Origin of the sequence: Streptomyces collinus (assembly GCF_031348265.1) — a bacterium.
Taxonomy (GTDB): domain Bacteria; phylum Actinomycetota; class Actinomycetes; order Streptomycetales; family Streptomycetaceae; genus Streptomyces; species Streptomyces collinus.
In genome coordinates, this window is sequence record NZ_CP133771.1 from 7448295 (window position 1) to 7471930 (window position 23636).

Genomic DNA, 23636 nt, shown 5'->3' on the forward strand with positions numbered 1-23636 from the left:
ACCTCACTTGTACATGGTCTGGTTCATGGTTCCGGGGGCGTACGCGTCGGGATCGACCCAGACGTTGATCAGCGACGGCTTGCCGGATTCGCGGGCGCGTCGCAGTGCCGGGCCGATGTCGGCGGGGTCGCGGACCTCCTCGCCGTAACCGCCCAGCATCTGGGCGAACTTGTCGTAGTGGACGTCGCCGAGGGTGTTGCCGACCCGGTCGCGGTCCTTGCCGTACTTGGCGGCCTGGCCGTAGCGGATCTGGTTCATGGAGGAGTTGTTGCCGACGATGCCGACGAACGGGAGGTTGTAGCGGACGAGGGTCTCGAAGTCCCAGCCGGTCAGGGAGAACGCGCCGTCGCCGAAGAGCGCGACGACCTCCTTGTCGGGCCGTGCCTGCTTGGCCGCGAGCACGAAGGGGACGCCGACGCCGAGCGTGCCGAGGGGGCCGGGGTCCATCCAGTGCCCCGGCGACTTGGGCTGCACGACCTGGCCGGAGAAGGTGACGATGTCGCCGCCGTCGCCGATGTAGATCGAGTCCTCGGTGAGGAAGTCGTTGATCTCGCTGACCAGACGGTAGGGGTGGATGGGTGAGGCGTCGGACCTCAGGTTCGGCAGCCGCTTCTCCAGCGCGGTCTGCTCGGCCGCCCGGAGCTCGTCCAGCCACTCCTTGCGCCTGGACGCACCCCCGTTGATGCGTCCGGAGGCAGCCTCGGTCACCGACTTCAGCACCAGGCCGGCGTCGCCCACGATGCCGAGGTCGATGTCGCGGTTCTTGCCGACCGTGCGGTAGTCGAGGTCGATCTGCACGACGGTCGCGTCCGGCGACAGCCGCTTGCCGTAGCCCATGCGGAAGTCGAAGGGCGTCCCGACGATGACGATGATGTCTGCGCCTGAGAAGGCGTACCGGCGTGAGAGCTGGAAGTGGTGCGGGTCGCCGGGCGGGAGGGTGCCGCGTCCCGCGCCGTTCATGTAGGCGGGGATGTTGAGGGCGCGCACGAGCTCGATGGCCGACTCGGTGCCGCGGGTGGTCCACACCTGGCTGCCGAGCAGGATGGCCGGCTTCTCGGCGTGCACCAGCAGGTCGGCGAGCTTCTCGACCGCCTCGGGGTCGCCGGCCGAGCGGGTCGAGGCGCGGTAGGCGCCCTCCTGTGGCACGCGCGCCTTGCCGGCCGGGACCTTGGCGTCCAGCACGTCGCGCGGGATCTCCAGGAAGGAGGGGCCGGGCGCTCCGTGGAAGCACTCGCGGAACGCCATGGACACCATGTCCGCGGCGCGGGCCGTGTCGGGCACGGTCGCCGCGAACTTGGTGATGGGATTCATCATGTCGACGTGCGGCAGGTCCTGGAGAGACCCCATCTTGTGCTGGGTGAGCGCCCCCTGACCTCCGATCAGCAGCATCGGGGACTCCGCGCGGAAGGCGTTGGCGACACCGGTGACGGCGTCGGTCGTCCCCGGGCCCGCGGTGACCACCGCGCAGCCGGGCTTGCCGGTGATGCGGGCGTAACCGTCGGCGGCGTGGGCGGCGACCTGCTCGTGGCGTACGTCGACGACCTCGATGCCCTCGTCGACGCAGCCGTCGTAGATGTCGATGATGTGGCCGCCGCACAGCGTGTAGATGCGGTCGACTCCCTCGGCCTTCAGCGCCTTGGCTACGAGATGACCACCGGAAATCAAGTCCTGGGTGTCGTCGGGCATGGCGAAGTCCTGTCCCTTCGTAGGGGTTTGGAGCGGCTCGCAGTACATTGCATACAGTCGACGAATACTGTATGAAGCTTGTTATCCCGCATCCGGTGGGTGGTGTCCAGGGGGCGTGCGGCATTTTCGGGGGCTGGGGGTCGCTCCCCAGAAGACACAGCAGTCAGGAGCCGAAATGGACCTGTACGAACACCAGGCAAGGGAACTCTTCGAAGAACACGGCATCTTGGTGCCGCGGGCCGAGGTGACCGACTCGCCCAAGGAAGCGCGCGAGATCGCACGCCGGCTCGGTGGCCGAGTCGTGGTGAAGGCCCAGGTGAAGACCGGTGGGCGCGGCAAGGCCGGTGGCGTGAAACTCGCCGCCGACCCGGCCGCCGCGGAGCTGACCGCACGCCAGATCCTGGGCATGGACATCAAGGGCCACACGGTCGGCAAGGTCATGCTGGCCCAACCCGTCGACATCGAGACCGAGTTCTACGTGTCCTACGTACTCGACCGCGCGGCCGGCCGCTTCCTCGCGATCGCCTCGGCCGAGGGCGGCATGGAGATCGAGGAGGTCGCCGCCACGAGGCCGGAGGCGGTCGCCCGCATCCCCGTCGACCCGTCCGAGGGCGTGACCTCGGCCAAGGCCACCGAGATCGCCGACGCGGCCGGGCTGCCGCCCCAGGCCGTCGACGTCCTCGTGCGCCTGTGGCAGGTACTGGTCCGCGAGGACGCCCTCCTCGTCGAGGTCAACCCGCTCGTCCGCACGAAGGAGGGCCGGATCCTGGCTCTCGACGGCAAGGTCACCCTCGACGACAACGCCCGTTTCCGGCAGGCACGCTGGGGCGCGGACGACACCGGGCACGACGACCCGCTGGAGGCGGCCGCGGCCGCGAAGGGCCTCAACTACGTGAAGCTGGACGGCGAGGTCGGCATCATCGGCAACGGCGCGGGGCTCGTCATGTCGACGCTCGACGTGGTCGCGGGATGCGGTGCGCGGCCCGCCAACTTCCTCGACATCGGCGGCGGAGCGAGCGCCCAGGTGATGGCGGACGGGTTGTCGGTCATCCTCTCCGACCCGGCCGTGAAATCCGTCTTCGTCAACGTCTTCGGCGGGATCACCGCCTGCGACGCGGTCGCCGACGGCATCGTGCGGGCCCTGGAGACCGTCCGGCTGACCAAGCCGCTCGTCGTACGGCTCGACGGCAACAACGCGGCCCGGGGCCGGGCCGTCCTCGACGAGCACGCGCATCCGCTGGTCCAGCAGGTCACCACCATGGACGGCGCCGCCGCCCGTGCCGCCGAACTCGCCACCACGGCCTGAGGAGAGGGAACGCCATGGCCATCTACCTCACCAAGGAGAGCAAGGTCCTCGTCCAGGGCATGACCGGCGGCGAGGGCATGAAGCACACGCGGCGGATGCTCGCCGCCGGCACGAACGTCGTCGGCGGGGTGAACCCGCGCAAGGCGGGCCGCACCGTCGACTTCGACGTCCCCCAGTGCCTAAAGGGCCTGGGAGGTGCCCCCAGGGCCGTGCCCGTCTTCGGCTCGGTCGCCGACGGCATGCGTGCGACGGGAGCGGACGTCACCGTGGTCTTCGTGCCGCCCGCCTTCGCCAAGGCAGCCGTCGTCGAGGCCGCCGACGCCGGCATCGGCCTCGCCGTCGTCATCACCGAGGGCATCCCCGTCCACGACTCCGTCGCCTTCACCGCCTACGCCGAGGGCAAGGGCACCCGCATCGTCGGCCCCAACTGCCCGGGCCTCATCACACCCGGCCAGTCCAACGCGGGCATCATCCCGTCCGACATCACCAAGCCGGGCCGTGTCGGACTGGTCTCCAAGTCGGGCACGCTGACGTACCAGCTCATGTACGAGCTCCGCGACATCGGCTTCTCCACCTGCGTCGGCATCGGCGGCGACCCCGTCGTCGGCACCACCCACATCGACTGCCTCGCCGCCTTCCAGGACGACCCCGACACCGAACTGATCGTCCTCATCGGGGAGATCGGCGGCGACGCGGAGGAACGGGCGGCGGCCTACATCCGCGAGCACGTCACCAAGCCGGTCGTCGGCTACATCGCCGGTTTCACCGCACCCGAGGGCAAGACCATGGGGCACGCGGGCGCGATCGTGTCCGGCTCCTCCGGCACGGCCGCCGCGAAGAAGGAGGCCCTGGAGGCGGTCGGGGTGAGCGTCGGCAGCACACCGACCGAGACGGCGAAGCTGGTGCTCGCGCGGCTCGAAGGCCGCTAGCGGCCACCCACGCCGCCGCTCCGGCCGTTACCGGCCCATCCATGTCGACTCGACTCACTGGCACGTTGCCGGCTCACCCACGCCGATTCCCTGGCCGATCACCGCCCCACCCACGCCGATACCCCGGCCGATTGCCCGGCCACCCCCCCCGCCGAATTCCCCGCCCCCGACTGTGCACCGAGAGCGGAGCAACCCTTGGCACCCACCCTCACCCTCAAGTCCGGCACGTCCTGGCCCGACGCGTGGCGGCGCTGTCTCGCCGTCGCCCCCGAGGCCTTCCGCGACGACCGGGTCCTCAACCTCTGGAACGGCGCCTGGCAGGAGGACGGCCGGGTCCTGCCCGCCGTCAGTCCCGTCGACGGCAGCCCGATCGCCGGCCCGCCACGCCTGGACGGGACCACCGCCCACCGGGCCGTCTACGCCGCCCTCGACCAGCACCGCGCCTGGCGGCACCTCCCCCTGGAGGAGCGCAGGGCCCGGGTCGCGGCCACCCTCGACGCTCTCGCCGAACACCGCGGTCTGCTCGCGCTGCTGCTCGTCTGGGAGATCGGCAAGCCCTGGCGGCTCGCCCAGGCGGACGTCGACCGGGCCATCGACGGGGTTCGCTGGTACGTCGACGGGATCGAACCGATGCTCGCCGGGCGCGCCCCGCTGGACGGCCCCGTGTCCAACATCGCCAGCTGGAACTACCCGATGAGCGTGCTCGTTCACGCAGTGCTGGTCCAGGCACTGGCAGGCAACGCGGTCATCGCCAAGACCCCGACCGACGGCGGTGTCGCCTGTCTGACCCTGGCCTGTGCCCTCGCCGCCCGCGAGGGCATCCCCGTGACCCTCGTCAGCGGCAGCGGAGGCGAGCTGTCGCAGGCGCTGGTGCGGGCGCCCGAGATCGGCTGCGTCTCCTTCATCGGCGGCCGTGACACCGGCGCCGCCGTGGCCACGGCCGTCGCCGACCTCGGCAAACGACACGTACTCGAACAGGAAGGACTCAACACCTGGGGCATCTGGAACCACTCGGACTGGGACACGCTCACCGCGGTGATCCCCAAGCTGTTCGACTACGGCAAGCAGCGCTGCACGGCGTACCCGCGCTTCGTCGTCCAGCGGCACCTGTTCGACGCGTTCCTGGCGGCGTACCTCCCGGCGGTGCGCACGCTCAGGGTCGGGCATCCGCTCGCCGTGGAGCAGCCTGACGACCCGTACCCGGAGCTGGACTTCGGGCCGGTCATCAACGCTGCCAAGGCGAAGGAACTGCAGGACCAGGTCGCCGAGGCGATCGAGCGCGGCGCCGTACCGCTGCACCGGGCCGCGCCCGACGACGCCCGCTTCCTGCCTGGCCAGGACACCGCCGCCTACGTCCAGCCGGTCACGCTCCTCAACCCGCCCTCGTCCTCCCCGCTGCACCACGCGGAGCCGTTCGGCCCGGTCGACACGATCGTCCTGGTCGACACGGAAGCGGAGCTGCTGGCCGCGATGAACGCCTCCAACGGCGCGCTGGTCGCCACGCTGTCCACGGACGACCGGGCGACGTACGACCGGCTCGCCCCGCAGATCCGCGCGTTCAAGGTCGGCCACGGCGCGCCCCGCTCCCGGGGCGACCGCGACGAACTGTTCGGCGGGCTCGGAGCTTCCTGGCGCGGCGCGTTCGTCGGCGGTGACCTGCTGGTGCGCGCCGTGACCCGGGGACCTGAGGGGGAGCGGCTGCCGGGGAACTTCCCGGAGTACCAGTTGCTGCCCTGACGTAGGGGGGCGCGTCCGACGCCGGTTCCCCGCGGGGTTCGCTAGGAGGAGCCGGCGTCGGACGCCGTAACGGTCCGACGGGGCGCCGGCGTCGCCCGCCGTGTCGGTGCGGTCCGTCGCCCGCCGTGTCTGTGTCGCCCGCCGTGTCTGTGCGGTCTGTTGTCTCTGAGTGGCCTGCCATGGCGGGCCGGGCCTCCTCGAACCTCCCGGATCTCCCCGGGCCTCCCGGACATCCCCGGGCCTCCCGGACCTCCCTGAGTCGCCCGGACCTCCGCCTCAACGGACCTCCCGGCCCCACCGGACGTCCGGGCTCCACCGGGCACCCGACCCCTCCCCGGCCCCAAGCCGGGCGCGCGACGCGGCACTCCGCGACGTCGCTCAGCCGATGCCCTGCCGGTCCGGGCGCAGGGCGAAGTCCCGGTCCGACGCGGTCGGAGCCGCCTTGCCGACGGCCTGACGGAGCAGTGCGCGATGCCGCAGCAGCGGCTCGCGCCGTTCCGGTGGCGCGAGCAGGAGCAGGTCGTCAAGACCGGCCAGCATGCGCCGGGAGATCTGCGGGCTGCCGACGGCGCATCCCCGTACCTCGGCGAACCCGAGATCCACCAGCTCGGTCCAGTCCGGCACCGGCTGCACCAGCCGTACCGCACCGGCCCGGTCCCGGTGCAGGGCGGCGTCCAGCGGCCGTCGGCTCAGTGCTGCCAGGAACTGGACGACACGGTCCAGCGCCTGCACGGCGGTCGTCGGATCGTTGATCGCGGGCGACAGGGCGCGCAACGCGATGTCGGACAACTGCCGCAGCCCGAAACCGAGATCCTGGTGGTAGGTCCGCTCCACCCCCACCGAGATCGCGTACCGCAGCACCCGGCGCGGCGGGACCGGCCCGCCGTGCACCGCCAGCACGGGCATGCCCGGCACCACGAAGTCCCCGATCCGCGGGATCAGCCGCAGCACGACCCCGTGCTTGCGCGCCGCCCGCACCAGCCGCGCGACGTGCACGTCCCGCAGCACCCCCGCCTGGCCCTCGTGCGGTACCCACACGGTGACAGCGCCCAGGCCGGGTGCCTCCTGCCCGACCGCCGGGACGGGCATCGAGGCGGTCACCCGGAACGACTCCGAGGCGATTCGCGCGATCACATGGCTGATCCGCATCAGCCTCAGCGTGGAGTTCACGTACAGCACGAAGAGCAGCAGGCTCAGCCCGACCATGCAGAGGGTGAGCACCGCCTGCACCAAAGGCACCGACGTGACGGCCCGGGGGTCCTCGACACTGTCGAAGCTCGTCATGACCAGCAGGGTCAGCACGAAGGTCGCCAGGAACACCGCGAAGGTCGCCTTGGTGATCCGGCTCCGGACGAACAGCCGCACCACGCGCGGGGTGAACTGCCCGCTGGCCATCTGCACGGCCACCAGCGAGATGCTGAAGACCACACCGATGAAGGTCATCATCGCCGAGCCGACCGCACTCACCACGGCCCTCGCGTCCTCCGCGAACCGCAGCAGCTCGTCGAGCGTCTCGTAGTCCCGGTCCTCCTGGAGCGCGTCGACGATCGCCGTGTCGAGCGCCTCCGCCCCCACCCAGACCACGAACACGCACACCATCGCCGCGGTCGGGGCGAACCAGAAGGTGTCCCGCAGATGCTCCCTGAGCGGTGACAGCGCACGGGGCCGACGTCCCACCGAGGAGCTCTGCGTAACCATCCAGTCACTCATGGTGTGACCCTAGAGGTATCGGAGCGCGAGGTCCGGGACCCCCGCCACGCGGGCGGAAACGCAGGTGAAAGGCACTCCGAAACCTTGGTATTGTTGTCCGTGTCGCTGCGGGGAACACCCCTGGCAAGGCGGCAGACACCTGGTCCGGGTGGCGGAATGGCAGACGCGCTAGCTTGAGGTGCTAGTGCCCTTTATCGGGCGTGGGGGTTCAAGTCCCCCCTCGGACACAGATCAGCTAGGGCGGGTCGAGATCTTCTCGACCCGCCCTAGCTGTTGTGCGTCATGCCTCCCGTGCCGTAGCCATCGCCTCAGCGCCGGTACTCCCGCAGCTTGCGGTACAGCGTCGCCCGGCCGATCCCCAGCGCGGCGGCCGCGCGTGCCTTGTTGCCGCCGTGGCGGCGCAGCGCCTCCAGGATCGCGGCGCGCTCGGCGTGCTCCATCGGGCTGAGCGGGCGCGCGGCCGGCCCTTCGCGGACGGCGTCCGGCAGCTCCGCCCGGCGCACCGGCCCGGTCGCCCGCCGCCGCTCCGCCAGGGCCCGTACGACGTGGGCCAGCTCGGTGACGTTCCCGGGCCAGGGGTACAGCTGGAGCGCACGCAGGGCGTCCAGGGTCCAGGTCAGCGGCGGCTGCCCGGGCGTCGTGCGGGGTGCGAGGGCCGACAGGAGTTCCCGTATGTCCTCGGTGCGTTCGCGGAGGGGCGGCAGAGTGACCGAGCGGGCGGACATTTTGTCCAGCAGGCGCTCGAGGCAGGGGCCGACCGGTGCGCCGGGTGTGCAGGTGACCACCAGCCGGGTGTCCGGGTGCTGGTCGAGCAGGGAGTTGAGCGCCGCCACGCCGGGCTGTGCCAGGCGCTCGGCGTGACGGAGCAGGAGCGGGCGGCCGGGCTGCCACGCGGGCAGAGCCTGGCCGAGGCCGGGGTCCCGCGCCGCGTCGGCGGCCTGGACGGGGTCCGGGCCGAACAGCTCCCGCGCCAGCGCGGACTTGCCCGTGCCGCGCTCACCGGTGAGCAGCAGGGGCTCCTGGGAGCGGGCCAGTTCGACGGCACGGCCGACGGCGTGCCGCCAGGAGACCGAGGAGCCGGTCAGTGCGACCGGCGGGGAGGAGGCCGGGGCCTGGGGCGCCGGATCGTCGAGCGGGTCCAGGGCGGCCACGATCCCGATGGTCCTGCCGTCCAGGCGGACCGGGGTGACATGTGCGGTGCACCCGGCTCCCTCCGGCAGCTCCGCGAAGCCCGTGACGTCCGTGTCCCGGGCGTCGGCCGCCGTACGTTCCAGCACCGCGAGCACCTCGGGCGTCAGCAGACGCTGGGCCGCGTCGCTGACCAGCCGGTTGCGGCCGTCGAGGGCTGCCACGGCCCGGTTCTGTCCCCGTGCCGCCCGCACGTAGGCGTCCAGCAGCACCCGCTCGCCCCGCCCGGCCCGCGCCCGCAGCTCGGTCTCGACCGCGGCGACGGTCGCCTCGGCGAGCGCCCCTTGCGGATGCGGCCGGCCCGCGGCGGACAGCGGAGACGCGACCGTCAGTGTGCCCAGCACCTGCCCGCCCTCCGGGCCGAGCACCGGGACGCTGACCGCGGACACGTCCTGCCACCGGTCGAGGAAGTGCTCGGGCCCGTGCACCTCGGCCCGGCTCCGGACACGCAGGGCGAGGGCCGCGCTGTTGTTGCCGACCTCCTGCTCCGACAGCGCGGCCCACCCGCCCAACCCGGGCACGCTCCCCGCCGTCCACAGCACGCGCAGTCGTTCGTCGGTCAGGACGAGCAGCGACCCGTCCACGCCCAGCGCGGGGGCGACCCGGTCGAGCACCGGCCGGGCGGCGCCGAGCAGTACCGACTCCCCGGGGAGCGGCGGACCCGCCACCGGCTCCGTCAAGTCGTGCGGCACACCGAAGAACCGCGCCCGCCGCCACGCCGCGAGGACCTCCTCCGGCACGCCCGGGGGCAGCGGGCGTCCCGACAGGAACCGCTCGCGGGCGGCGCTCAGAGAGGGCCGGGCGGTGGCTGCGGGGGCAGGGTCTGTGGTGGTCACGGCACGCACCACCGTAGCGGGTTCGGTTGAACGGGCAACAACTGCTGGGTCCGTTGATCGGCGAGGGCCGTCCGGTGCCGGGCTCGCGGCTGCCGACCGAGCGTGCCGCACCGGATTCCCGTCACGGGACGGCCCGCCGACGGTCTCGCGGGGAGACGGCCGGTCCGCAGCACGGGGTGTCTCGTGACGGGACGGCCCGCCCACCGGCGGTCTCGCAGGGAGATGGCCCGCCGCACGGGGTCTCTTGTGGCGGGACGGCCCGCCCCACCGGGTGTCTCGTAATGAGACACCCGCGGTCCGCCGGAGCACGCCATGATCACGGACGTCCGACCTCCATGCCGCCCGAACCCCTCCGCAGGAGCGCCCGTGTCCACCGTCGTCGAGACCGACGTCCTGATCGTGGGCAGCGGCCCGGCCGGTGCCTCGGCCGCGCTCGCCCTGAGCACCTACGGCGTCCCCAACATCGTGGTGACCCGCTACGCGAGACTCGCCGACACCCCCCGCGCGCACATCACCAACCAGCGCACCATGGAGGTGCTGCGCGACCTCGGCGTGGAGCAGGAGGTCGTTGCCCAGGCCACACCGCAGCACCTGATGGGCAACACGACGTTCTGCACCAGCCTGGCGGGCGAGGAACTGGGCCGGGTGCGCTCCTGGGGCAACGAACCGCTCGTGCAGGCCGAGCACGAACTCGCCAGCCCCACCCGCATGTGCGACATGCCGCAGCACCTCATGGAACCGGTCCTCGTCAACGCCGCCGTCGCCCGCGGCACCCGGCTCCGCTTCCAGAACGAGTACCTGTCCCACACCCAGGACGCCGACGGCGTCACGGCCACCGTCCGCGACCGGCTGCGCGGGGACACCTACGAGATCCGCGCCAAGTACCTGATCGGCGCCGACGGCGGACGGTCGAGGGTCGCCGCGGACGCCAGGCTGCCGATGGGCGGTCAGATGGGCGTGGCGGGCAGCATCAACATCGTCTTCGAGGCGGACCTGAGCAAGTACACCGCCCACCGCCCGTCCACGCTCTACTGGGTCCTCGCCCCGGGCGCGACGGTCGGCGGCATCGGCGCGGGGCTGGTGCGCTGCGTACGGCCCTGGAACGAGTGGCTGATCGTCTGGGGTTACGACGTGAACGCCGGCGCGCCCGACCTGACCACCGAGTACGCCGAGTCGGTCGTCCGGCAGCTCGTCGGCGACGACGACATCCCCGTGACCGTCAGGTCGTCCTCGGCGTGGACGGTCAACGAGATGTACGCGGAGTCGTACGCGAACGGCCGCGTCTTCTGCGCCGGCGACGCCGTGCACCGGCATCCGCCGTCCAACGGCCTCGGCTCCAACACCTCGATCCAGGACGCCTACAACCTCGCCTGGAAGCTCAAACTGGTCCTCGACGGCACCGCCCACCCGAAGCTGCTCGACAGCTACACCGCCGAGCGCGCCCACGTCGGCCGGCAGATCGTCACCCGCGCCAACCGGTCCATCCGGGAGACCGCCCCGGTCTTCGAGGCCCTCGACGGACTCTCCCCGCAGACCCCCGAGCAGCTGTGGGCCAACATCGCCGCCCGCAAGGACGCCACCGAGGCCGCCGAGAAGCAGCGGGCGAAGCTGCGCGAGGCGATCGCCTACAAGGTCTACGAGTTCAACGCGCACGGCGTCGACCTCAACCAGCGTTACCCCGCCGACGGTTCTGCCGCGATCGTCCCGGACGGCACGCCCGACCCTGGCTTCGCCCGCGACCCCGAGCTGTACCACCAGCCGTCCTCCCGGCCCGGCGCCCGGCTCCCGCACGCCTGGATCACCTCCGGCACCCGCACGCTCTCCACCCTCGACACGATCGGCCGGGGCCGCTTCACCCTGCTGACCGGCATCGGGGGAGAGGCCTGGGTGCGGGCGGCCGAGGGGCAGGAGGTGGAGATAACCGCGGTGGTGATCGGCCCCGGGCAGCAGTACGAGGACCCGTACGGCGACTGGGCGCGGCTGCGGGAGATCCCGGACGCGGGCGCCCTCCTCGTACGCCCGGACGGGTTCGTCGCCTTCCGGCACGCCGGCGCAGGTCCGGAAGCCGGGAAACTGCTCGCGGAGGACGCGGGGAAACTGCTCGCGGACGCGCTGCGGCGCATCCTCGGGCATGCCTGAACGCGCCATCATGGAAGCTGCGGGGGAGCTGGAAGCAACGGAAGAGCCGGAAGAAGCGGACGTCGACGACGAGGAGCCGGGATGACCACCGACGCGACCGGAGCCGGCATCACCGGGCAGGTCCTCGCCAGCCTGCGCGGGACCGCGGACCCGAGGCTGGGCGAGCTGCTCACCGGCCTCGTCCGCCATCTGCACGACTTCGCACGCGAGACCCGTCTCACCCAGGAGGAATGGAATCGGGCGATCGCCTTCCTGACGGCGACCGGCCAGGCCTGCACCGACACCCGGCAGGAGTTCATCCTGCTGTCGGACGTCCTGGGCCTGTCCATGCTGGTGGAGACTCTGAACGGCGACCGCGCGGCCGGGGCGACCGAGTCGACCGTGCTGGGCCCCTTCCACCTGACCGAGTCGCCGGTCCGCGCGCTCGGCGACGACATCGACCTGGTGGGCGGCGGCGAGAGGTGCGTGGTCAGCGGCCGGGTGCGGTCCGCCGACGGCACGCCACTGCCCGGCGCCGTCGTCGACGTCTGGCAGGCCGACGACAAGGGCTACTACGACGTCCAGCAGCCCGGCGTCCAGCCCGCGGGCAACGGACGCGGGCTGTTCACCGCCGACGCCGAGGGCCGCTTCTGGTTCCGCACCTGCGTCCCGGCGGCGTATCCGATCCCGACCGACGGCCCCGTGGGCGGGCTGCTGCGCGCGACCGGACGGCACCCCTACCGCCCCGCGCACATCCACTTCATCGCCACGGCCGAGAGCCACACGCCGGTCACCACGCACCTCTTCGTGGCCGGCGGCGACTACCTCGACTCCGACGCGGTGTTCGCCGTGAAGCGGAGTCTGGTCCGGGACTTCGCGGAGACGGACGACCCTGCGCTGGCCCGGGAGTTCGGCGTGCCGAACCCCTTCCGGCACGCCCGCTTCGACCTCGTCCTGGAGCGGGCCGCATGACGTTCCAGGAAGAGTTCACGTACGAGACCCGGCCCGTGCGGGTCGTCTTCCGGCCCGGCGCGGCCGTCACGGCGACCCCGGACGAGGCGGCACGCCTGGGCCTGAGGCGGATGCTCGTGGTGTGCGGCAGCCGGGGCGAGTCCGTCGCACGGACGGTGGCGGACGCCCTCGGCGACAGGTGTGCCGGGCTGCACCCCGAGGCGCGGATGCACGTGCCCGTCGAGGACGCCGACCGGGCCGTCGCCGCTGTCCGGGCGGCCGGCGCGGACGGCTGCGTCGCGGTGGGCGGCGGCTCCGCCATCGGGCTCGGCAAGGCGATCGCCCTGCGCACCGGACTGCCGCTCATCGCCGTGCCGTCGACGTACTCGGGCTCCGAGATGACCCCGGTGTGGGGCCTGACCGAGCACGGTGCCAAACGCACCGGCCGCGACCCGGTCGTCCAGCCCCGCAGCGTCGTCTACGACCCCCGCCTCACCCTCTCTCTGCCCCTCTCCCTGACCGTCACCAGCGGGATCAACGCGCTCGCGCACGCCGTCGAGGCGCTGTACGCCCCGGACGTCTCCCCGCTGGTCTCGGTCATGGCGGAGGAGGGCGTCCGGGCGATGACGGAGGCGCTGCCGCGGCTGGCCGCCGACCCGGAGGACCTCGACGCGCGCGGCCGGGCCCTGTACGCGGCGTGGCTGTGCGGCGCGTGCCTCGGCACGACCACGATGGGGCTGCACCACAAGCTGTGCCACGTCCTCGGCGGCACCTACGGCCTGCCCCACGCCGAGACCCACACCGTCGTCCTGCCCCACGCCCTCGCCCACAACGCCCCCGCCGCACCGCAGGCGTTGACCGTACTGAGCCGCGCCCTCGGCGGCACCGACGACGTGCCCCGCGCCCTGTGGGAGCTGGCCGGCCGCCTCGGCGCCCCACGCTCTCTCGCCGAACTGGGCCTCGCGGAAGCGGACGTGGCCCCGGCGGCGGCCCGGGCCGCGGGCGAGCCGTATGCCAACCCGCGGGAGGTGACGGCGGAAGGGGTACGGGGCGTGTTGCTGGCGGCGTACGAAGGGGGCCCGCCGGAGCACGCCGAGGGGAGCACCCCTCAGAGGTCCTGACAGAAGTTGTTGATCACGTGATCGTCGGCTTGAGAGGGGGCGGGGTGGACCGCGATCGGCTGCGCCCTGCCAGGCAACCCCGTGACCGCCGGAACCGTCTGTCTGGTTCCTTGCCATCGCCCGCCCGAACTGCCGCGCGCCGGCGCTCGTATGACCCGCGGGGATGCAGGCTTCTCGTGGCACAGACCAGCGATCGCGCACGCCAGTCACGAGCAAACTGCCGCATCACAGCGGCGTGATGGTCGTCAGTACGCCCCGAAGGACCAGAAGACGCCTACCTCTTCCTCGTTCACCGCGATCAAGCCCAGGTCTTCGAATATGTCGAGGCCGGCGATGTACTCGCCGGTGTGGAAGCAGTGGGATGTGGTGCCCTGGAGGCCCGACGCGAGAAAGTCTGGGGCCGTGTCGGATGCGGCGGCCGTCGCGTTGGTCCAGTAGCTCACACCGGGCCGGTACCGGTCGAGCAGGCACCGAGCGTCCGCCAGCAGGGTCTCCCGGTCCGGGCGGGAGCGGACGGGGGCCGGCTCCGCCTGCCATTCCTCCGCCATGACGGCCAGTGCTGTCACCGCCGACTCTGCCTCCAGGGGGTACAGGTGGGCTCGCAAATCCGCCGGGCCCAGCGGGGCGAAAGGGTAGGCGGGCAATGTCCGGCGCGCGGGGTTGGCGCGGTCCCAGTCCAGCCGGACCCAGCCGCGGGGATCGGCGACCGTCCGGTGCAGCACGGCGTGGACGTCGTGCGACCAGTCCTCGTGCCTTCGAGGGCCGGTGGCCACGAAGGTGTACGTGTCGTCCAGCAGCCGCAGCGCCGCCGCGTTCCAGGGACTGCGACGGGAACGGAACTCCGCAAGCAGGCTGCCGACTTCACGGGAGAAGGCGTCCTTCGGCTCACGCGGCATGCTCCGGAGCCGGTCGAGGGCCCAATGGACGAGCTCCCCTTCTTCCGCCGCGAGGCCGAACAACGGCTCCGGCGAAAGCGCGTCGCCCGTCGCGTCCCACAGCGCCTCCAGATGGGCGTCCAGCAGGTCCAGGGCCCGCCGATCGGAAGATGCAGACATCCCGCCACTGTAAGGGCCCTTCACCATGGTCGGACCATCGGAAGCTCGTGAGGGCTCAGCCGCTCGCTGAGGGCTGCCATCGCCTCGACGGCACTGTGAACGGGGTCGGCGAGATGCACCGCGGCAGCGCCGTGCTCGTCGGCGATGCGACCCACTGCCGGAGCAATGACGGCTTGCCCACACCGGCGATGCCGTGCCCAGGGCTGAGGACCGGCAGTCGTCCGCCTCGGGATTCCGGCCGGGACTGGACTAGAAGATGCTGATCTCGTGGCGTCTTCCGACGAAGCCGCTTCGTCGGTCACGACGGACCAAGTCCTGCCGCGTGAGCCGTCGTTCCGCCAATTTCCCCACCCCCTGCGGATCACTATGGGAAGCCGGAGGCACTCCTCCGGACTCGGGGACAGAAGATGACCGCAAGCCTTCCTAGGGTCGCGGCATGACCCAGACGCAGAGAATTCTTGTCACCGGCGCCACCGGAACCGTGGGCCGTCAGGTCGTCGCCGAGCTGCTCGACCGGGGCCACGAGGTGCGTGCCCTCACGCGTGACGCCGCGAAGGCCTCCTTCCCGGCCGGTGTCGAGGTCGTCGAGGGCGACCTCACCGAGCCGGACGGCCTGGCCACGGCCCTGGAGGGGGTCACCGGCCTCCATCTGATCACCTTCGGCGGTGCCGCGTTCATCCCGCTGGAGACCGGTCCCCGGCTCCTGGAGCTCGCCCGCTCCGCCGGGGTCCGCCGCGTCACCGTGCTCCACGGCGGCGGCCCCACCCCGTTGGAGGACGCGGTGCGCGCCGACGACGGCGTGGACTGGACCGTGCTCATGCCGGTCGAGTTCATGGCCAACGCCCTGGAGTGGGCCGACGGGATCGTGGCAACCGGCGAGGTGCGGGAGCCGTTCGTCGACCGGCTGAGCGCCATGGTCCATGAGGGCGACATCGGCGCCGTCGCCGCGGTCGCGCTCACGCAGGACGGGCACGGCCGCCAGGAGTACGTGATCACCGGCCCCGAGGTGCTGACCGTCGGCGACAAGGTGAAGACGATCGCCACAGCCGTCGGCCGGGAGATCACCCTGATCGAGCTGACGGAGGAGCAGGCCGTCGCGCAGTGGCAGGCGGAGGGGCTCGCGGAGGACGTCATCGGCTTCTTGCTCATGGCGTACGGGAACACACCCGAGGTGGGCCGTACGGTCTCCGGCAGCGTCGAGAAGGTCACCGGCCGCCCCGCGCGCACCTTCGCCCAGTGGGCCGCCGACCACGCGGACGCCTTCCGGGGGCAGTCCTGACTGTCTCGTATTGAGACACCCGTACCGGAGCCCGGTCCGTCAAGATCGACAAGGGGGTGTGACCGCAGCAAGGTGCGGCCGTCGGCGTGCGCTGAATCGCCGCCGGCCGGCCGCACACCCGAAGAAAGGTGACCACCATGGCCCTCGCACTGCTCCGGCGCCGGTGGCTCAAGAGCACCCCCGCCGCGGCCGCGGGCCTCGCCCTCCCCCTCCCCGCCGGCGCGGGCGCCGTCGCCCGCGAGGTCGTCGACCCGATGGGCTCGCCGCTGGCCGCGGCGGACGTCACCGTCACCGCCCTGGACACCCACCGCGTCGCCGCCCGCGGCACCACCGACCCGTACGGCTACTTCCTCGCGGCACTGCCGCCCGGCCGGTACAGCCTGCTCATCTCGGCGCAGGGCCTGAGGCCGCACCGCGAGACGGTCGAGACGGGCCCGGGCGCCCCGACGGCCACCGAACGCGTGTGGCTGCAGCCCGCCGAGGCGCTTCAGCTGCCCACGCCCGGAACCTGGCTCTTCGACCCGCCGCACACGGCGATCCGGTTCATCGCCAAGCATGTCGGCATGGCCCATGTGCACGGCCGCTTCGAACGCTTCGAGGGCGGCATCCGAATAGCCCCGGACATGACCGACTCCCGCGTGCACGTCCGCATCGACGCCTCCAGCATCACCACCGGCAACAGCACCCGCGACAACCACCTGCGGTCCGCCGACTTCCTCGATGTCGAGCGCTTCCCGCACATCGACTTCACCAGTGCGCGCTTCGCCTACCGGGGCGGCAGCAAGTGGACGCTGCAGGGCTCCCTCACGATGCACGGCGTCAGCCGCTCGGTGGCCCTGGACACGACCTACCTCGGCACCGTGAACGGCGGCTACGGCCAGGAGTTGCGCTGCGCGGCCCTGGCGACGGCGGAACTGCACCGTGAGGACTACACCCTCAACTGGCGTTCCATGCTGGCCCGGGGCATCGCCGTGGTCGGCCCGACCGTCCAGCTGGAACTCGACGTCCAGGCGATGTACCGCACCCACGACACGCCCACCCCGCCGGAGTAGGTTTCTGCGCTGGCAATTCTGGGATCTCCCCCTGCTCGACGCTTCTACGGCGGCCTTAACCGCGTACCGGTGAGCGCATGGACAAGCCGAGCAGGGGAGGGGGGTTGCTTCGCGCCGACTGCCGCTGGTGAGAATCCGCGGAGATCTTTCAGGAATCCGCCTCGCGCGTCCGGCATCACCGAAGCGAAGGTGCGCCGTTCCACGAGTCTTGACGTACCGGCCCGCCCAGAAGGGCTGTCGCGATCAGCTCATGCGTCCGCGGCGCCCGCTCAGCCGCCTGCACGGTGGGCCGCGGGAAGGCTGTAGGTTCGCTCCCACCGCAATGCATTGGGGGGCGCATGAAGTGGGCCATGAGCGGAGACTATGCTGCGCTGATCACTACGGTGATCCTCGCGGCGCTGCTCGTCGGATCGGTTCAGACCTACGCGCTGTTCCGCAGGTGGACCAGCGTCTACGTGGACGCCGCCCGCCTGCTTGTCGACTCCACCAACCGCAGCCGAAAAGCCATCCAACGCGGCGTTGAGCCAGACCCCGCCGATACGGATGCGATCATCGAGATCATCTCCAAGCCTCGCCGCTTCCTCTACCGCTCCGCGGCCGCCTTCTTGGCCGTGGCGGTCTGGGTCGCCGTCTGCACAACGCTCGTCGTCGTGCAGATCGATGTTCTGCGATGGGCCGCCACGAACCAGCCCCCCAAGGACCCAGACCTAGCCCGGCTCTCCTTCTACGTAGCCGCAGGAGCCGTCGTACTCCTCGTTGCTGAGGGCGTGCTCCGAGTCCTCTTCCAAGCCGGCTCAAGCCTCAGCCAAGCTCTCCGCGACTACGAGTCCATGACCAGCGAGGAAAGAAGAACCTTCTACCGAGCCCTAGGCGCACGTGTCGCCTCCACTCCGACTGCCCGCGCTGGCGGAGATCCCGCAAACTCTGACGGCACCGCAAACTCCACGTGACATGACGAGCCCTCCGCCCGGACGACCGAGCGGGGCGAGACCCGCCAGCACTAACGGAAGAGGCCGTTCCGCTAGCTTCTGCTTTCCCTGGCGAAAGCAGAAGTCGAAGAGTGCCAGGCCCGGATTGACGCAACCGCACCCGGGTCTACAAGATCGAACTGCTCGCGTGGATGTTGCGCCCGTCAGTGCGGCAAGACGTCGTCGAGGTACCCCTGGACCTTCTCGTACAACGGGTGCGGCACATAGTCCGTGATCTCCGAGTGCGACACCCAGGCGACCGCGTCGAGTTCCTCCTCGTCCACGACCCGGGCCTCGCCCTGGACAACCTCGCAGGCCGTGTACGACATGGCGCGACTGGTCTTCGGGTGGACGCGCTCGCCGAGAAGCCGGATCGCCGTGACGACCAGCCCCGTCTCTTCGACCGTCTCCCGAACCGCCGCATCCTCGGCCGCTTCGCCCGGCTCGATCTGACCTGCCGGGAACTGCCACACGAGCTCGCTCTCAGAGCCGCGGCGACGACGCACCATCAGCACACGTCCGTCCTTCACGATGACGGCGGCGCTGATGCCAGGCTTCTCGGTGGTCGTCTCGGTCGTCATGCGATCACCTCCAAGGCTTTCAGGCTGGGCGGGTCCGTCCCTGCGGGATGAAGCCGCTCGCGAATGGTGCAGCGCACTCCGGTGTCAGCGTGAGTCTCCTGCACTGCCACCGTCAACGGATCGACGTCGTGAACCACAGTGCCTCACTGCCCCGCTACGGCGTGGGAGTGGGGACTTCGTCGTGCCTGGCCTCAGCCGGTGATCTCGCCCGTGAACTCAGGGAAGTCCAGGTCGAAGTTCTCGCTGTTGCGCTGCACCGTCACCACGATCTTCTTGCCGTACTTCGTCTCCAGAACGTGGTCGGCGTTCTTCGCAGCGGTCACACCTGGGGCGAGCCGGCCTTCCAGCGGCTGCGAGCCGTTCTCGTACATCGTGAACGCCGCCTCCCCGCCGTTCGTCGCCCCCTCCACGATGAGTGACAGGTCGTCCAGGGCGACCGGCTCCTTGCTGCCGTTCTCCAGCTTCAGCGTCACCCGGAAGTCGGTGCTGTCGGGCTCCGGCGACTCCAGGAGGTCCTTGTCGAAGTCGGTGAAGACCTTCGCGTCTACGAGGGTGACCTTCAATCCGTCGGGCCACTTGTACGACTCGCCGAACGTCAGGCCTGTCGACTTCGCCCCGGTGTCGGGGTCGGGGCTGGCCTCGTCGGCGCAGTGCTCCATCCACTCGGCCTGGTCGAGCGTCTGGCTCGTGCAGTCGACCTTCTTCGTCTTGCCGGCCGGCGCCTTCGTCTGGGCCGACGCACCGTCGCTGTCCCCGCCGCCGCACGCGGTCAGAGCGGCCAGAAACAGGGCAGCCGTGGCTGCAGTAGCGCGAACGCGCATCATTCCCCCAAAGGTTGAACGTCGGAACACCTTAGACCGCTTGTGGGGGAACTGTGTGCAACCTTCACCGAGTCGTGACGGAGCAGCGCCCCGCCCTGCTACTTCGGTAGGTGAGCGGGGTGCTTCGGCGTGGTCAGTGGTACTTGCTGCGGTGGGTGCGGACGCCGGCAGGCGCTCCTCGTACTCGCAGGTCTCGCAGGTGACTTGCTGGTGGGGATGAGTCATTCAGGGGAATTGGCAGAATCTGGGGAGCGGGGGGTCCAGCCGGGGAGCGGTAGGGGAGTGCGGGAACTGCAACTCAGAGGAACTCGCGGGTAGTCAAGGGGTTCGGAAGCGCCAGCTCAGAGTTTCGTCTGCGATCAGAGGACCTCCGGCCTCCCGTTCCTGGATGCGTGTAGCCCCTGCACGCTCAACTGGCGTTCCCCGCTCGCCCGGGGCATCGCCACGGTCCCACCGACCGTGCAACTGGAGCTCGGCGTCCAGGCGATGTACCGCCCCACGAACGCTTACCCCGCCGGAGATACGGTCCGGCCCGTGCCTCTGAAGGCCCGGCCCGGGCATCCGCGTCCTCGGCTCCGTCGTAGGGGTGAGCCGCGCCTACCCGGCGTCCGGCCACTCCTGCGGCGTTCGGGGCGGTTCCGGACCGGTCCGGCGCTGCGCCGCCCGGGCATTCTCCGCGCGCAGGGCCGTCAGCCACGGCCAGAGATCGGGCAAAGGTTGCTTCGAGCACGCCAGCCGGTGCTCGATCCGGCAGCGCTGCGATCCGTCCGGCGGGCACACCTCGTACACCGTGACCCGGCCGTCCGACAGAGTGATCCACCGGTGCTCCGCGGGCACGAGATGCGCCGGCACCTCCAGCCCCGGCTCCAGCAGAACCCAGTCCTGCTCCAGCGTCGGCACGCGATCCTGCGGCAACCGGCAGTGCGGACACGCGTGCTGGCCCACCTGTAATCGGCGCAGCCCCTCTTCAACAGCCCCCATACGGCCAGAGTCCGCAGTCACCGGCCCGGCGAGTAGAGCGCGAACCGGACGAGACCCCTGAGGTGCTTGGACACCAGTGGGGCGCAGCGAGGCTCGGCAGCCGCAACCGGCAACTACCGTTGGATCCCCGTCGGCCGGGACGCGACGGAACGAACCCCGGCCGCCCCGCACCCGCCGCTCACCGCCCGGCGTCGGAAAATCCCTGGCCCAGGTCCCATCGGTCTCCCTACACTCACGCCCATACCCGGCGCCGCCCACTACCGAGCGCCGGGCACCATCGCGACGAACGAAGGGAGACGGCCATGCGTGACCACACCGCTGTCGCCGTCTCCCTGCCGCAGCACGAGGTGATCCTCGTGTCTTCGTCGCCCCGGTGCCCGCTGCGCGGCGGCACCGGCTGACCGGGAAGAACGCCCGTCACCCGAACAGTCCTGACACAACGTCGAGTTCGGGTTCACCCGGCCCTCTTCGCCCGGGAATCGCGCTGCCCCATTTCTGATCGCACCGAAAGGCCCCGGGCCGTGCGCACCCACCTCAACCCGCTCGCCGTCGTCCGCAACCTCGGCATCCTCGCCCATGTAGACGCAGGCAAGACCACCGTCACCGAACGGATCCTGTTCGCCACCGGAACCACGCACAAGCGCGGCGAGGTCCACGACGGCACCACCGTCACCGACTTCGACCCGCAGGAGCGCGACCGGGGCATCACCATCTTCGCCGCGGCGGTGAGCTGCGCCTGGGACGGTCACCGGCTCAACCTCATCGACACCCCGGGGCACGTCGACTTCGCCGACGAAGTCGAGCGTGCGCTGCGCGTTCTCGACGGTGCCGTGGCCGTGTTCGACGCGGTGGCCGGGGTGGAGCCGCAGAGCGAGTCGGTGTGGCGGCAGGCCGACCGGCACGGCGTGCCGAGGATCGCGTTCGTCAACAAGATGGACCGCGCCGGCGCCAACCTCGACGCTGCCGTGGCGTCGATCCGGGAACGGCTTCACCCGGCGCCCTTGGTCGTGCAGTTGCCGATCGGCGCGGAGGACACCTTCACCGGCGTCGTCGACCTGGTGCGCATGCGCGCACTGCTGTGGTCCGACGACGGCACCGCCGAGGACGTGCCGGTGCCGGCCGACCTGCGGGGCGCAGCCCATGAACGCCGCCGGTCGCTGGAGGAGGCCGTGGCGGAACTGCACCCGGGCGCGCTGGAGGAGTTCTGCGCCACGGGCACGCTCTCCGGGGGGACCCTCTCCTCGGCGCTGCGCGAGGTGACCCGGGACGGTGACGGCGTGGTCGTGCTGTGCGGCTCCGCGTACCGCAACCGCGGTGTCGAGCCGCTGCTCGACGCGGTCGTGGCCTACTTGCCGTCGCCGCTGGACGTGCACGCCCCGCTGGAGCGAGCCGTCGCCGGGGACATCGTGGCCGTGGTCGGGCTGAAGTCCGCCCGCGCGGGCTCGACCCTGTCCGCGGCGGACGCGCCGCTTTCCCTGGAACCGCCCGGTGTGCCCGAACCGGTGGTGTCGGTCGCGGTCGAATCCCGCCGGGCCGGTGACACCGGCCGGCTCGCGTCGGGGCTGGCGCGGCTGACCGAGGAGGATCCCTCGCTGGTCGTGCGGTCCGACCCGGAGTCCGGGCAGACGGTGCTGTCCGGCATGGGGGAACTGCACCTGGAGGTGGCGGTGGAGAAGCTCCGGCGCGATCTGGGCCTGGAGGTCAACGTAGGCCGTCCCCGGGTCAGTTACCGCGAGACCGTGGGCCGGGGTGTGTCGGGGCTGGTGTTCCGGCATGTCAAACAGGATGGCGGGGCGGGGCAGTTCGCCCATGTGGTCCTCGACGTGGAGCCGTACGACGAGGGAGGTTTCGAGTTCCGTTCGGCCGTCGTCGGCGGACGGGTGCCGCAGGAGTTCGTGCGGGCGGTCGAGGCCGGCTGCCGGGACGCCCTCGCCGATGGCCCGCTCGGCGGGCACCCGGTGACCGGGCTGCGGGTCACCCTGACCGACGGGGCGACTCATGTGAAGGACTCCTCCGAGACGGCGTTCCGCACGGCAGGCCGGCTCGGTCTCCGGGAGGCCCTGCGCGCCTGCGCGATGGTCCTGCTGGAGCCGGTCGTCGAGGTCACGGTCACCGTGCCCGAGGACGCGGTCGGCGGTGTGCTCGGCGATCTCGCCGCCCGGCGCGGGAAGGTGACCGGCTCGGTCACCCGTGCGGGCGCGGCGGTCGTCACCGCCACCGTGCCGCTGGCCGAACTGTTCGGCTACGCGACCCGGTTGCGCAGCCGCACCCAGGGCCGCGGCACGTTCACGGCCCGGCCCACCGGCTACGCGCCGGCGCCGGTGGCGGCATCGGCGCGGTAGCGCCGCGACAGGCCCCTCCTTTCCGTCCGGAAGGGAGGGGCCGTTCCCTCCCGGGTACGACACCACCGTCGACGGCACCGTGGACGCCCCCGACGTCGGCGCCCCTGTCGTTGATGACACGCTCGTACTGCCCGTTGCCGCCGAGCGAGACCACGAGCAGGTCGCCGCGCACCCCGGGCCGGTTCGGCGCCGCGAAGCCGTGATGCTGCACGACGGTCGGGTCGACGTTGTAGTAGCCGTGGTGGCGCACCTCGCCGCCTGGGCGTCCGCCGCCCGCAGGGGCGCCCCGCTGGCCGGATACTTCGCCTGGTCGCTTCCGGACAACATCGAGTGGGGGTCCGGCTACGAGAAGCGGTTCGACCTCGTCCACATCGACTACGCGACGCAGCGGCGCACGATCAAGGGGACAGGGTGCCGGTACGCCGGTGACGTCCGGGCTCATCGGGGTCAGGCGCGCAGAGCCGCCAGAGAAGCCGGGCCTCCGGAACTGCTGGCCGAGTTCCGGCGGCCCATCCTGGCGGTGCGTGGCTGGGGGGCCGGCTGATGGGGACGCCGCCGGGCCAGAACGGCACCATCGACGTCAAGCCGACCGATCTCCACCGCGTCTCGGGCGGTGTCGCGAGCCAGCAGACGGTGATGGACAAAGGCGCCAAGAGCCTCCTCGACGATCTGCACAAGTACCCGGACGCCGGCGGTTACGGCACCTCGCCCCAGGCCTTCGCGACGTCGTACGTCAAGGTGGGCAACCGATTCATCGAGGTGTGGGCGAGGAGCGTCGTCAGCATCGGGGGTGCGGCGGTCGGCTTCACTTCGACGGCCAATGCCTATGCGTAGGCGGAGGCGGCCAACGACCCGACGGGTAAGGCGAAGCCGGTCGTCCAGCCGTTACCGAAGGTCATCGAGAAGCCGCCCGCCTACGGCTCCGTACCGAATCTGAAGTGGGGCGACGACGACGGCGGTGACGACTTCATCCGC

Annotated in this window: 19 protein-coding genes, 1 tRNA gene and 2 pseudogenes; 14 read left to right on the forward strand and 8 right to left on the reverse strand. The window is 71.4% G+C overall.

Going from position 1 to position 23636, the window contains the following annotated elements:
* Positions 1-3 precede the first annotated feature (3 nt).
* On the reverse strand, positions 4-1686 hold the full coding sequence (locus RFN52_RS33585) for a thiamine pyrophosphate-binding protein (RefSeq protein WP_184851979.1): 1683 nt from the start codon (positions 1684-1686) through the stop codon (positions 4-6).
* A 175-nt stretch (positions 1687-1861) separates the two neighbouring features.
* Between RFN52_RS33585 and sucC the strand changes: the two genes are divergently transcribed.
* From sucC to RFN52_RS33600, 3 genes are all read left to right on the forward strand, one after another.
* Positions 1862-2992 carry an ADP-forming succinate--CoA ligase subunit beta gene (sucC, locus tag RFN52_RS33590; protein WP_184851980.1) on the forward strand — a complete coding sequence of 377 codons (1131 nt, stop codon included), beginning with the start codon at positions 1862-1864 and terminating at the stop codon, positions 2990-2992.
* Positions 2993-3006: 14 nt separating this feature from the next.
* Positions 3007-3921 carry a succinate--CoA ligase subunit alpha gene (sucD, locus tag RFN52_RS33595; RefSeq protein WP_184851981.1) on the forward strand — a complete coding sequence of 305 codons (915 nt, stop codon included), beginning with the start codon at positions 3007-3009 and terminating at the stop codon, positions 3919-3921.
* A gap of 195 nt (positions 3922-4116) precedes the next feature.
* Entirely contained in the window at positions 4117-5658 is a 1542-nt protein-coding gene (locus tag RFN52_RS33600; RefSeq protein WP_184851982.1) for an aldehyde dehydrogenase family protein, read from the forward strand.
* A gap of 378 nt (positions 5659-6036) precedes the next feature.
* Here the strand turns inward: RFN52_RS33600 and RFN52_RS33605 are convergent, their stop codons facing one another.
* The gene (locus RFN52_RS33605) at positions 6037-7368 is read right to left on the reverse strand and encodes a DUF2254 domain-containing protein (protein WP_184851983.1); all 1332 of its coding nucleotides are present in this window, start codon (positions 7366-7368) and stop codon (positions 6037-6039) included.
* 142 nt (positions 7369-7510) lie between these two features.
* Between RFN52_RS33605 and RFN52_RS33610 the strand changes: the two genes are divergently transcribed.
* Positions 7511-7595: transfer RNA gene (locus RFN52_RS33610), tRNA-Leu, on the forward strand.
* An 81-nt stretch (positions 7596-7676) separates the two neighbouring features.
* On the opposite strand, the gene RFN52_RS33615 is transcribed toward RFN52_RS33610, so the two are convergent.
* Entirely contained in the window at positions 7677-9392 is a 1716-nt protein-coding gene (locus RFN52_RS33615; protein WP_184851985.1) for a sigma-54-dependent Fis family transcriptional regulator, read from the reverse strand.
* A gap of 366 nt (positions 9393-9758) precedes the next feature.
* Here RFN52_RS33615 and RFN52_RS33620 point away from each other — a divergent pair, with 366 nt between their 5' ends.
* From RFN52_RS33620 to RFN52_RS33630, 3 genes are all read left to right on the forward strand, one after another.
* Positions 9759-11531 (forward strand): FAD-dependent oxidoreductase, encoded by a 1773-nt coding sequence (locus RFN52_RS33620; RefSeq protein ID WP_184851987.1) that lies wholly within the window; start codon positions 9759-9761, stop codon positions 11529-11531.
* 81 nt (positions 11532-11612) lie between these two features.
* Positions 11613-12482, forward strand: a complete 870-nt coding sequence (locus tag RFN52_RS33625; RefSeq protein ID WP_184851990.1) for an intradiol ring-cleavage dioxygenase — start codon at positions 11613-11615, stop codon at positions 12480-12482.
* Positions 12479-13582 carry a maleylacetate reductase gene (locus tag RFN52_RS33630; protein ID WP_184852000.1) on the forward strand — a complete coding sequence of 368 codons (1104 nt, stop codon included), beginning with the start codon at positions 12479-12481 and terminating at the stop codon, positions 13580-13582. The genes RFN52_RS33625 and RFN52_RS33630 overlap by 4 nt, the downstream gene beginning before the upstream one ends.
* A 245-nt stretch (positions 13583-13827) precedes the next feature.
* On the opposite strand, the gene RFN52_RS33635 is transcribed toward RFN52_RS33630, so the two are convergent.
* The gene (locus RFN52_RS33635) at positions 13828-14637 is read right to left on the reverse strand and encodes a hypothetical protein (protein ID WP_184852002.1); all 810 of its coding nucleotides are present in this window, start codon (positions 14635-14637) and stop codon (positions 13828-13830) included.
* 436 nt (positions 14638-15073) lie between these two features.
* Between RFN52_RS33635 and RFN52_RS33640 the strand changes: the two genes are divergently transcribed.
* From RFN52_RS33640 to RFN52_RS33650, 3 genes are all read left to right on the forward strand, one after another.
* Positions 15074-15916, forward strand: a complete 843-nt coding sequence (locus tag RFN52_RS33640) for an SDR family oxidoreductase (RefSeq protein WP_184852004.1) — start codon at positions 15074-15076, stop codon at positions 15914-15916.
* A 137-nt stretch (positions 15917-16053) separates the two neighbouring features.
* On the forward strand, positions 16054-16968 hold the full coding sequence (locus RFN52_RS33645) for a YceI family protein (RefSeq protein WP_184852006.1): 915 nt from the start codon (positions 16054-16056) through the stop codon (positions 16966-16968).
* A gap of 350 nt (positions 16969-17318) precedes the next feature.
* Positions 17319-17918, forward strand: a complete 600-nt coding sequence (locus RFN52_RS33650) for a hypothetical protein (protein ID WP_184852008.1) — start codon at positions 17319-17321, stop codon at positions 17916-17918.
* Positions 17919-18100: 182 nt separating this feature from the next.
* Here the strand turns inward: RFN52_RS33650 and RFN52_RS33655 are convergent, their stop codons facing one another.
* Together RFN52_RS33655 and RFN52_RS33660 are read right to left on the reverse strand one after the other, a co-directional pair.
* On the reverse strand, positions 18101-18517 hold the full coding sequence (locus RFN52_RS33655; RefSeq protein WP_184852011.1) for an NUDIX hydrolase: 417 nt from the start codon (positions 18515-18517) through the stop codon (positions 18101-18103).
* Between the two features lie 191 nt (positions 18518-18708).
* Entirely contained in the window at positions 18709-19341 is a 633-nt protein-coding gene (locus tag RFN52_RS33660; protein WP_184852013.1) for a hypothetical protein, read from the reverse strand.
* A 402-nt stretch (positions 19342-19743) separates the two neighbouring features.
* Here RFN52_RS33660 and RFN52_RS40260 point away from each other — a divergent pair.
* Positions 19744-19833, forward strand: a pseudogene (locus RFN52_RS40260) (YceI family protein); the annotation flags it as partial.
* Between the two features lie 102 nt (positions 19834-19935).
* On the opposite strand, the gene RFN52_RS33665 reads toward RFN52_RS40260, so the two are convergent.
* On the reverse strand, positions 19936-20319 hold the full coding sequence (locus RFN52_RS33665) for a DUF6083 domain-containing protein (RefSeq protein ID WP_184852015.1): 384 nt from the start codon (positions 20317-20319) through the stop codon (positions 19936-19938).
* Positions 20320-20840: 521 nt separating this feature from the next.
* Here RFN52_RS33665 and RFN52_RS33670 point away from each other — a divergent pair.
* A complete protein-coding gene (locus RFN52_RS33670) occupies positions 20841-22661 on the forward strand; it encodes an elongation factor G (protein WP_184852017.1) in 1821 nt (606 codons plus the stop codon).
* A gap of 51 nt (positions 22662-22712) precedes the next feature.
* Here the strand turns inward: RFN52_RS33670 and RFN52_RS33675 are convergent.
* Positions 22713-22896, reverse strand: a pseudogene (locus tag RFN52_RS33675) (coagulation factor 5/8 type domain-containing protein); the annotation flags it as partial.
* Here RFN52_RS33675 and RFN52_RS33680 point away from each other — a divergent pair.
* Positions 22864-23205, forward strand: coding sequence for a family 1 glycosylhydrolase (locus tag RFN52_RS33680; protein ID WP_184854126.1), 342 nt, complete (start codon positions 22864-22866; stop codon positions 23203-23205). The pseudogene RFN52_RS33675 and the gene RFN52_RS33680 overlap by 33 nt on opposite strands.
* Entirely contained in the window at positions 23205-23495 is a 291-nt protein-coding gene (locus RFN52_RS33685) for a hypothetical protein (RefSeq protein ID WP_311241116.1), read from the forward strand. Before RFN52_RS33680 ends, RFN52_RS33685 begins: the two co-directional genes overlap by 1 nt.
* Positions 23496-23636: the final 141 nt, after the last annotated feature.

Bases quoted from the DNA above. Each gene is read 5' to 3' on its own strand.
- RFN52_RS33585 (WP_184851979.1), bottom strand. From the start codon at position 1,686: ATGCCCGACGACACCCAGGACTTGATTTCCGGTGGTCATCTCGTAGCC.
- sucC (WP_184851980.1), top strand. From the start codon at position 1,862: ATGGACCTGTACGAACACCAGGCAAGGGAACTCTTCGAAGAACACGGC.
- sucD (WP_184851981.1), top strand. From the start codon at position 3,007: ATGGCCATCTACCTCACCAAGGAGAGCAAGGTCCTCGTCCAGGGCATG.
- RFN52_RS33605 (WP_184851983.1), bottom strand. From the start codon at position 7,368: ATGAGTGACTGGATGGTTACGCAGAGCTCCTCGGTGGGACGTCGGCCC.
- RFN52_RS33625 (WP_184851990.1), top strand. From the start codon at position 11,613: ATGACCACCGACGCGACCGGAGCCGGCATCACCGGGCAGGTCCTCGCC.
- RFN52_RS33630 (WP_184852000.1), top strand. From the start codon at position 12,479: ATGACGTTCCAGGAAGAGTTCACGTACGAGACCCGGCCCGTGCGGGTC.
- RFN52_RS33635 (WP_184852002.1), bottom strand. From the start codon at position 14,637: ATGTCTGCATCTTCCGATCGGCGGGCCCTGGACCTGCTGGACGCCCAT.
- RFN52_RS33640 (WP_184852004.1), top strand. From the start codon at position 15,074: ATGACCCAGACGCAGAGAATTCTTGTCACCGGCGCCACCGGAACCGTG.
- RFN52_RS33645 (WP_184852006.1), top strand. From the start codon at position 16,054: ATGGCCCTCGCACTGCTCCGGCGCCGGTGGCTCAAGAGCACCCCCGCC.
- RFN52_RS33650 (WP_184852008.1), top strand. From the start codon at position 17,319: ATGAGCGGAGACTATGCTGCGCTGATCACTACGGTGATCCTCGCGGCG.
- RFN52_RS33655 (WP_184852011.1), bottom strand. From the start codon at position 18,517: ATGACGACCGAGACGACCACCGAGAAGCCTGGCATCAGCGCCGCCGTC.
- RFN52_RS33660 (WP_184852013.1), bottom strand. From the start codon at position 19,341: ATGATGCGCGTTCGCGCTACTGCAGCCACGGCTGCCCTGTTTCTGGCC.
- RFN52_RS33665 (WP_184852015.1), bottom strand. From the start codon at position 20,319: ATGGGGGCTGTTGAAGAGGGGCTGCGCCGATTACAGGTGGGCCAGCAC.
- RFN52_RS33680 (WP_184854126.1), top strand. From the start codon at position 22,864: ATGCTGCACGACGGTCGGGTCGACGTTGTAGTAGCCGTGGTGGCGCAC.
- RFN52_RS33685 (WP_311241116.1), top strand. From the start codon at position 23,205: ATGGGGACGCCGCCGGGCCAGAACGGCACCATCGACGTCAAGCCGACC.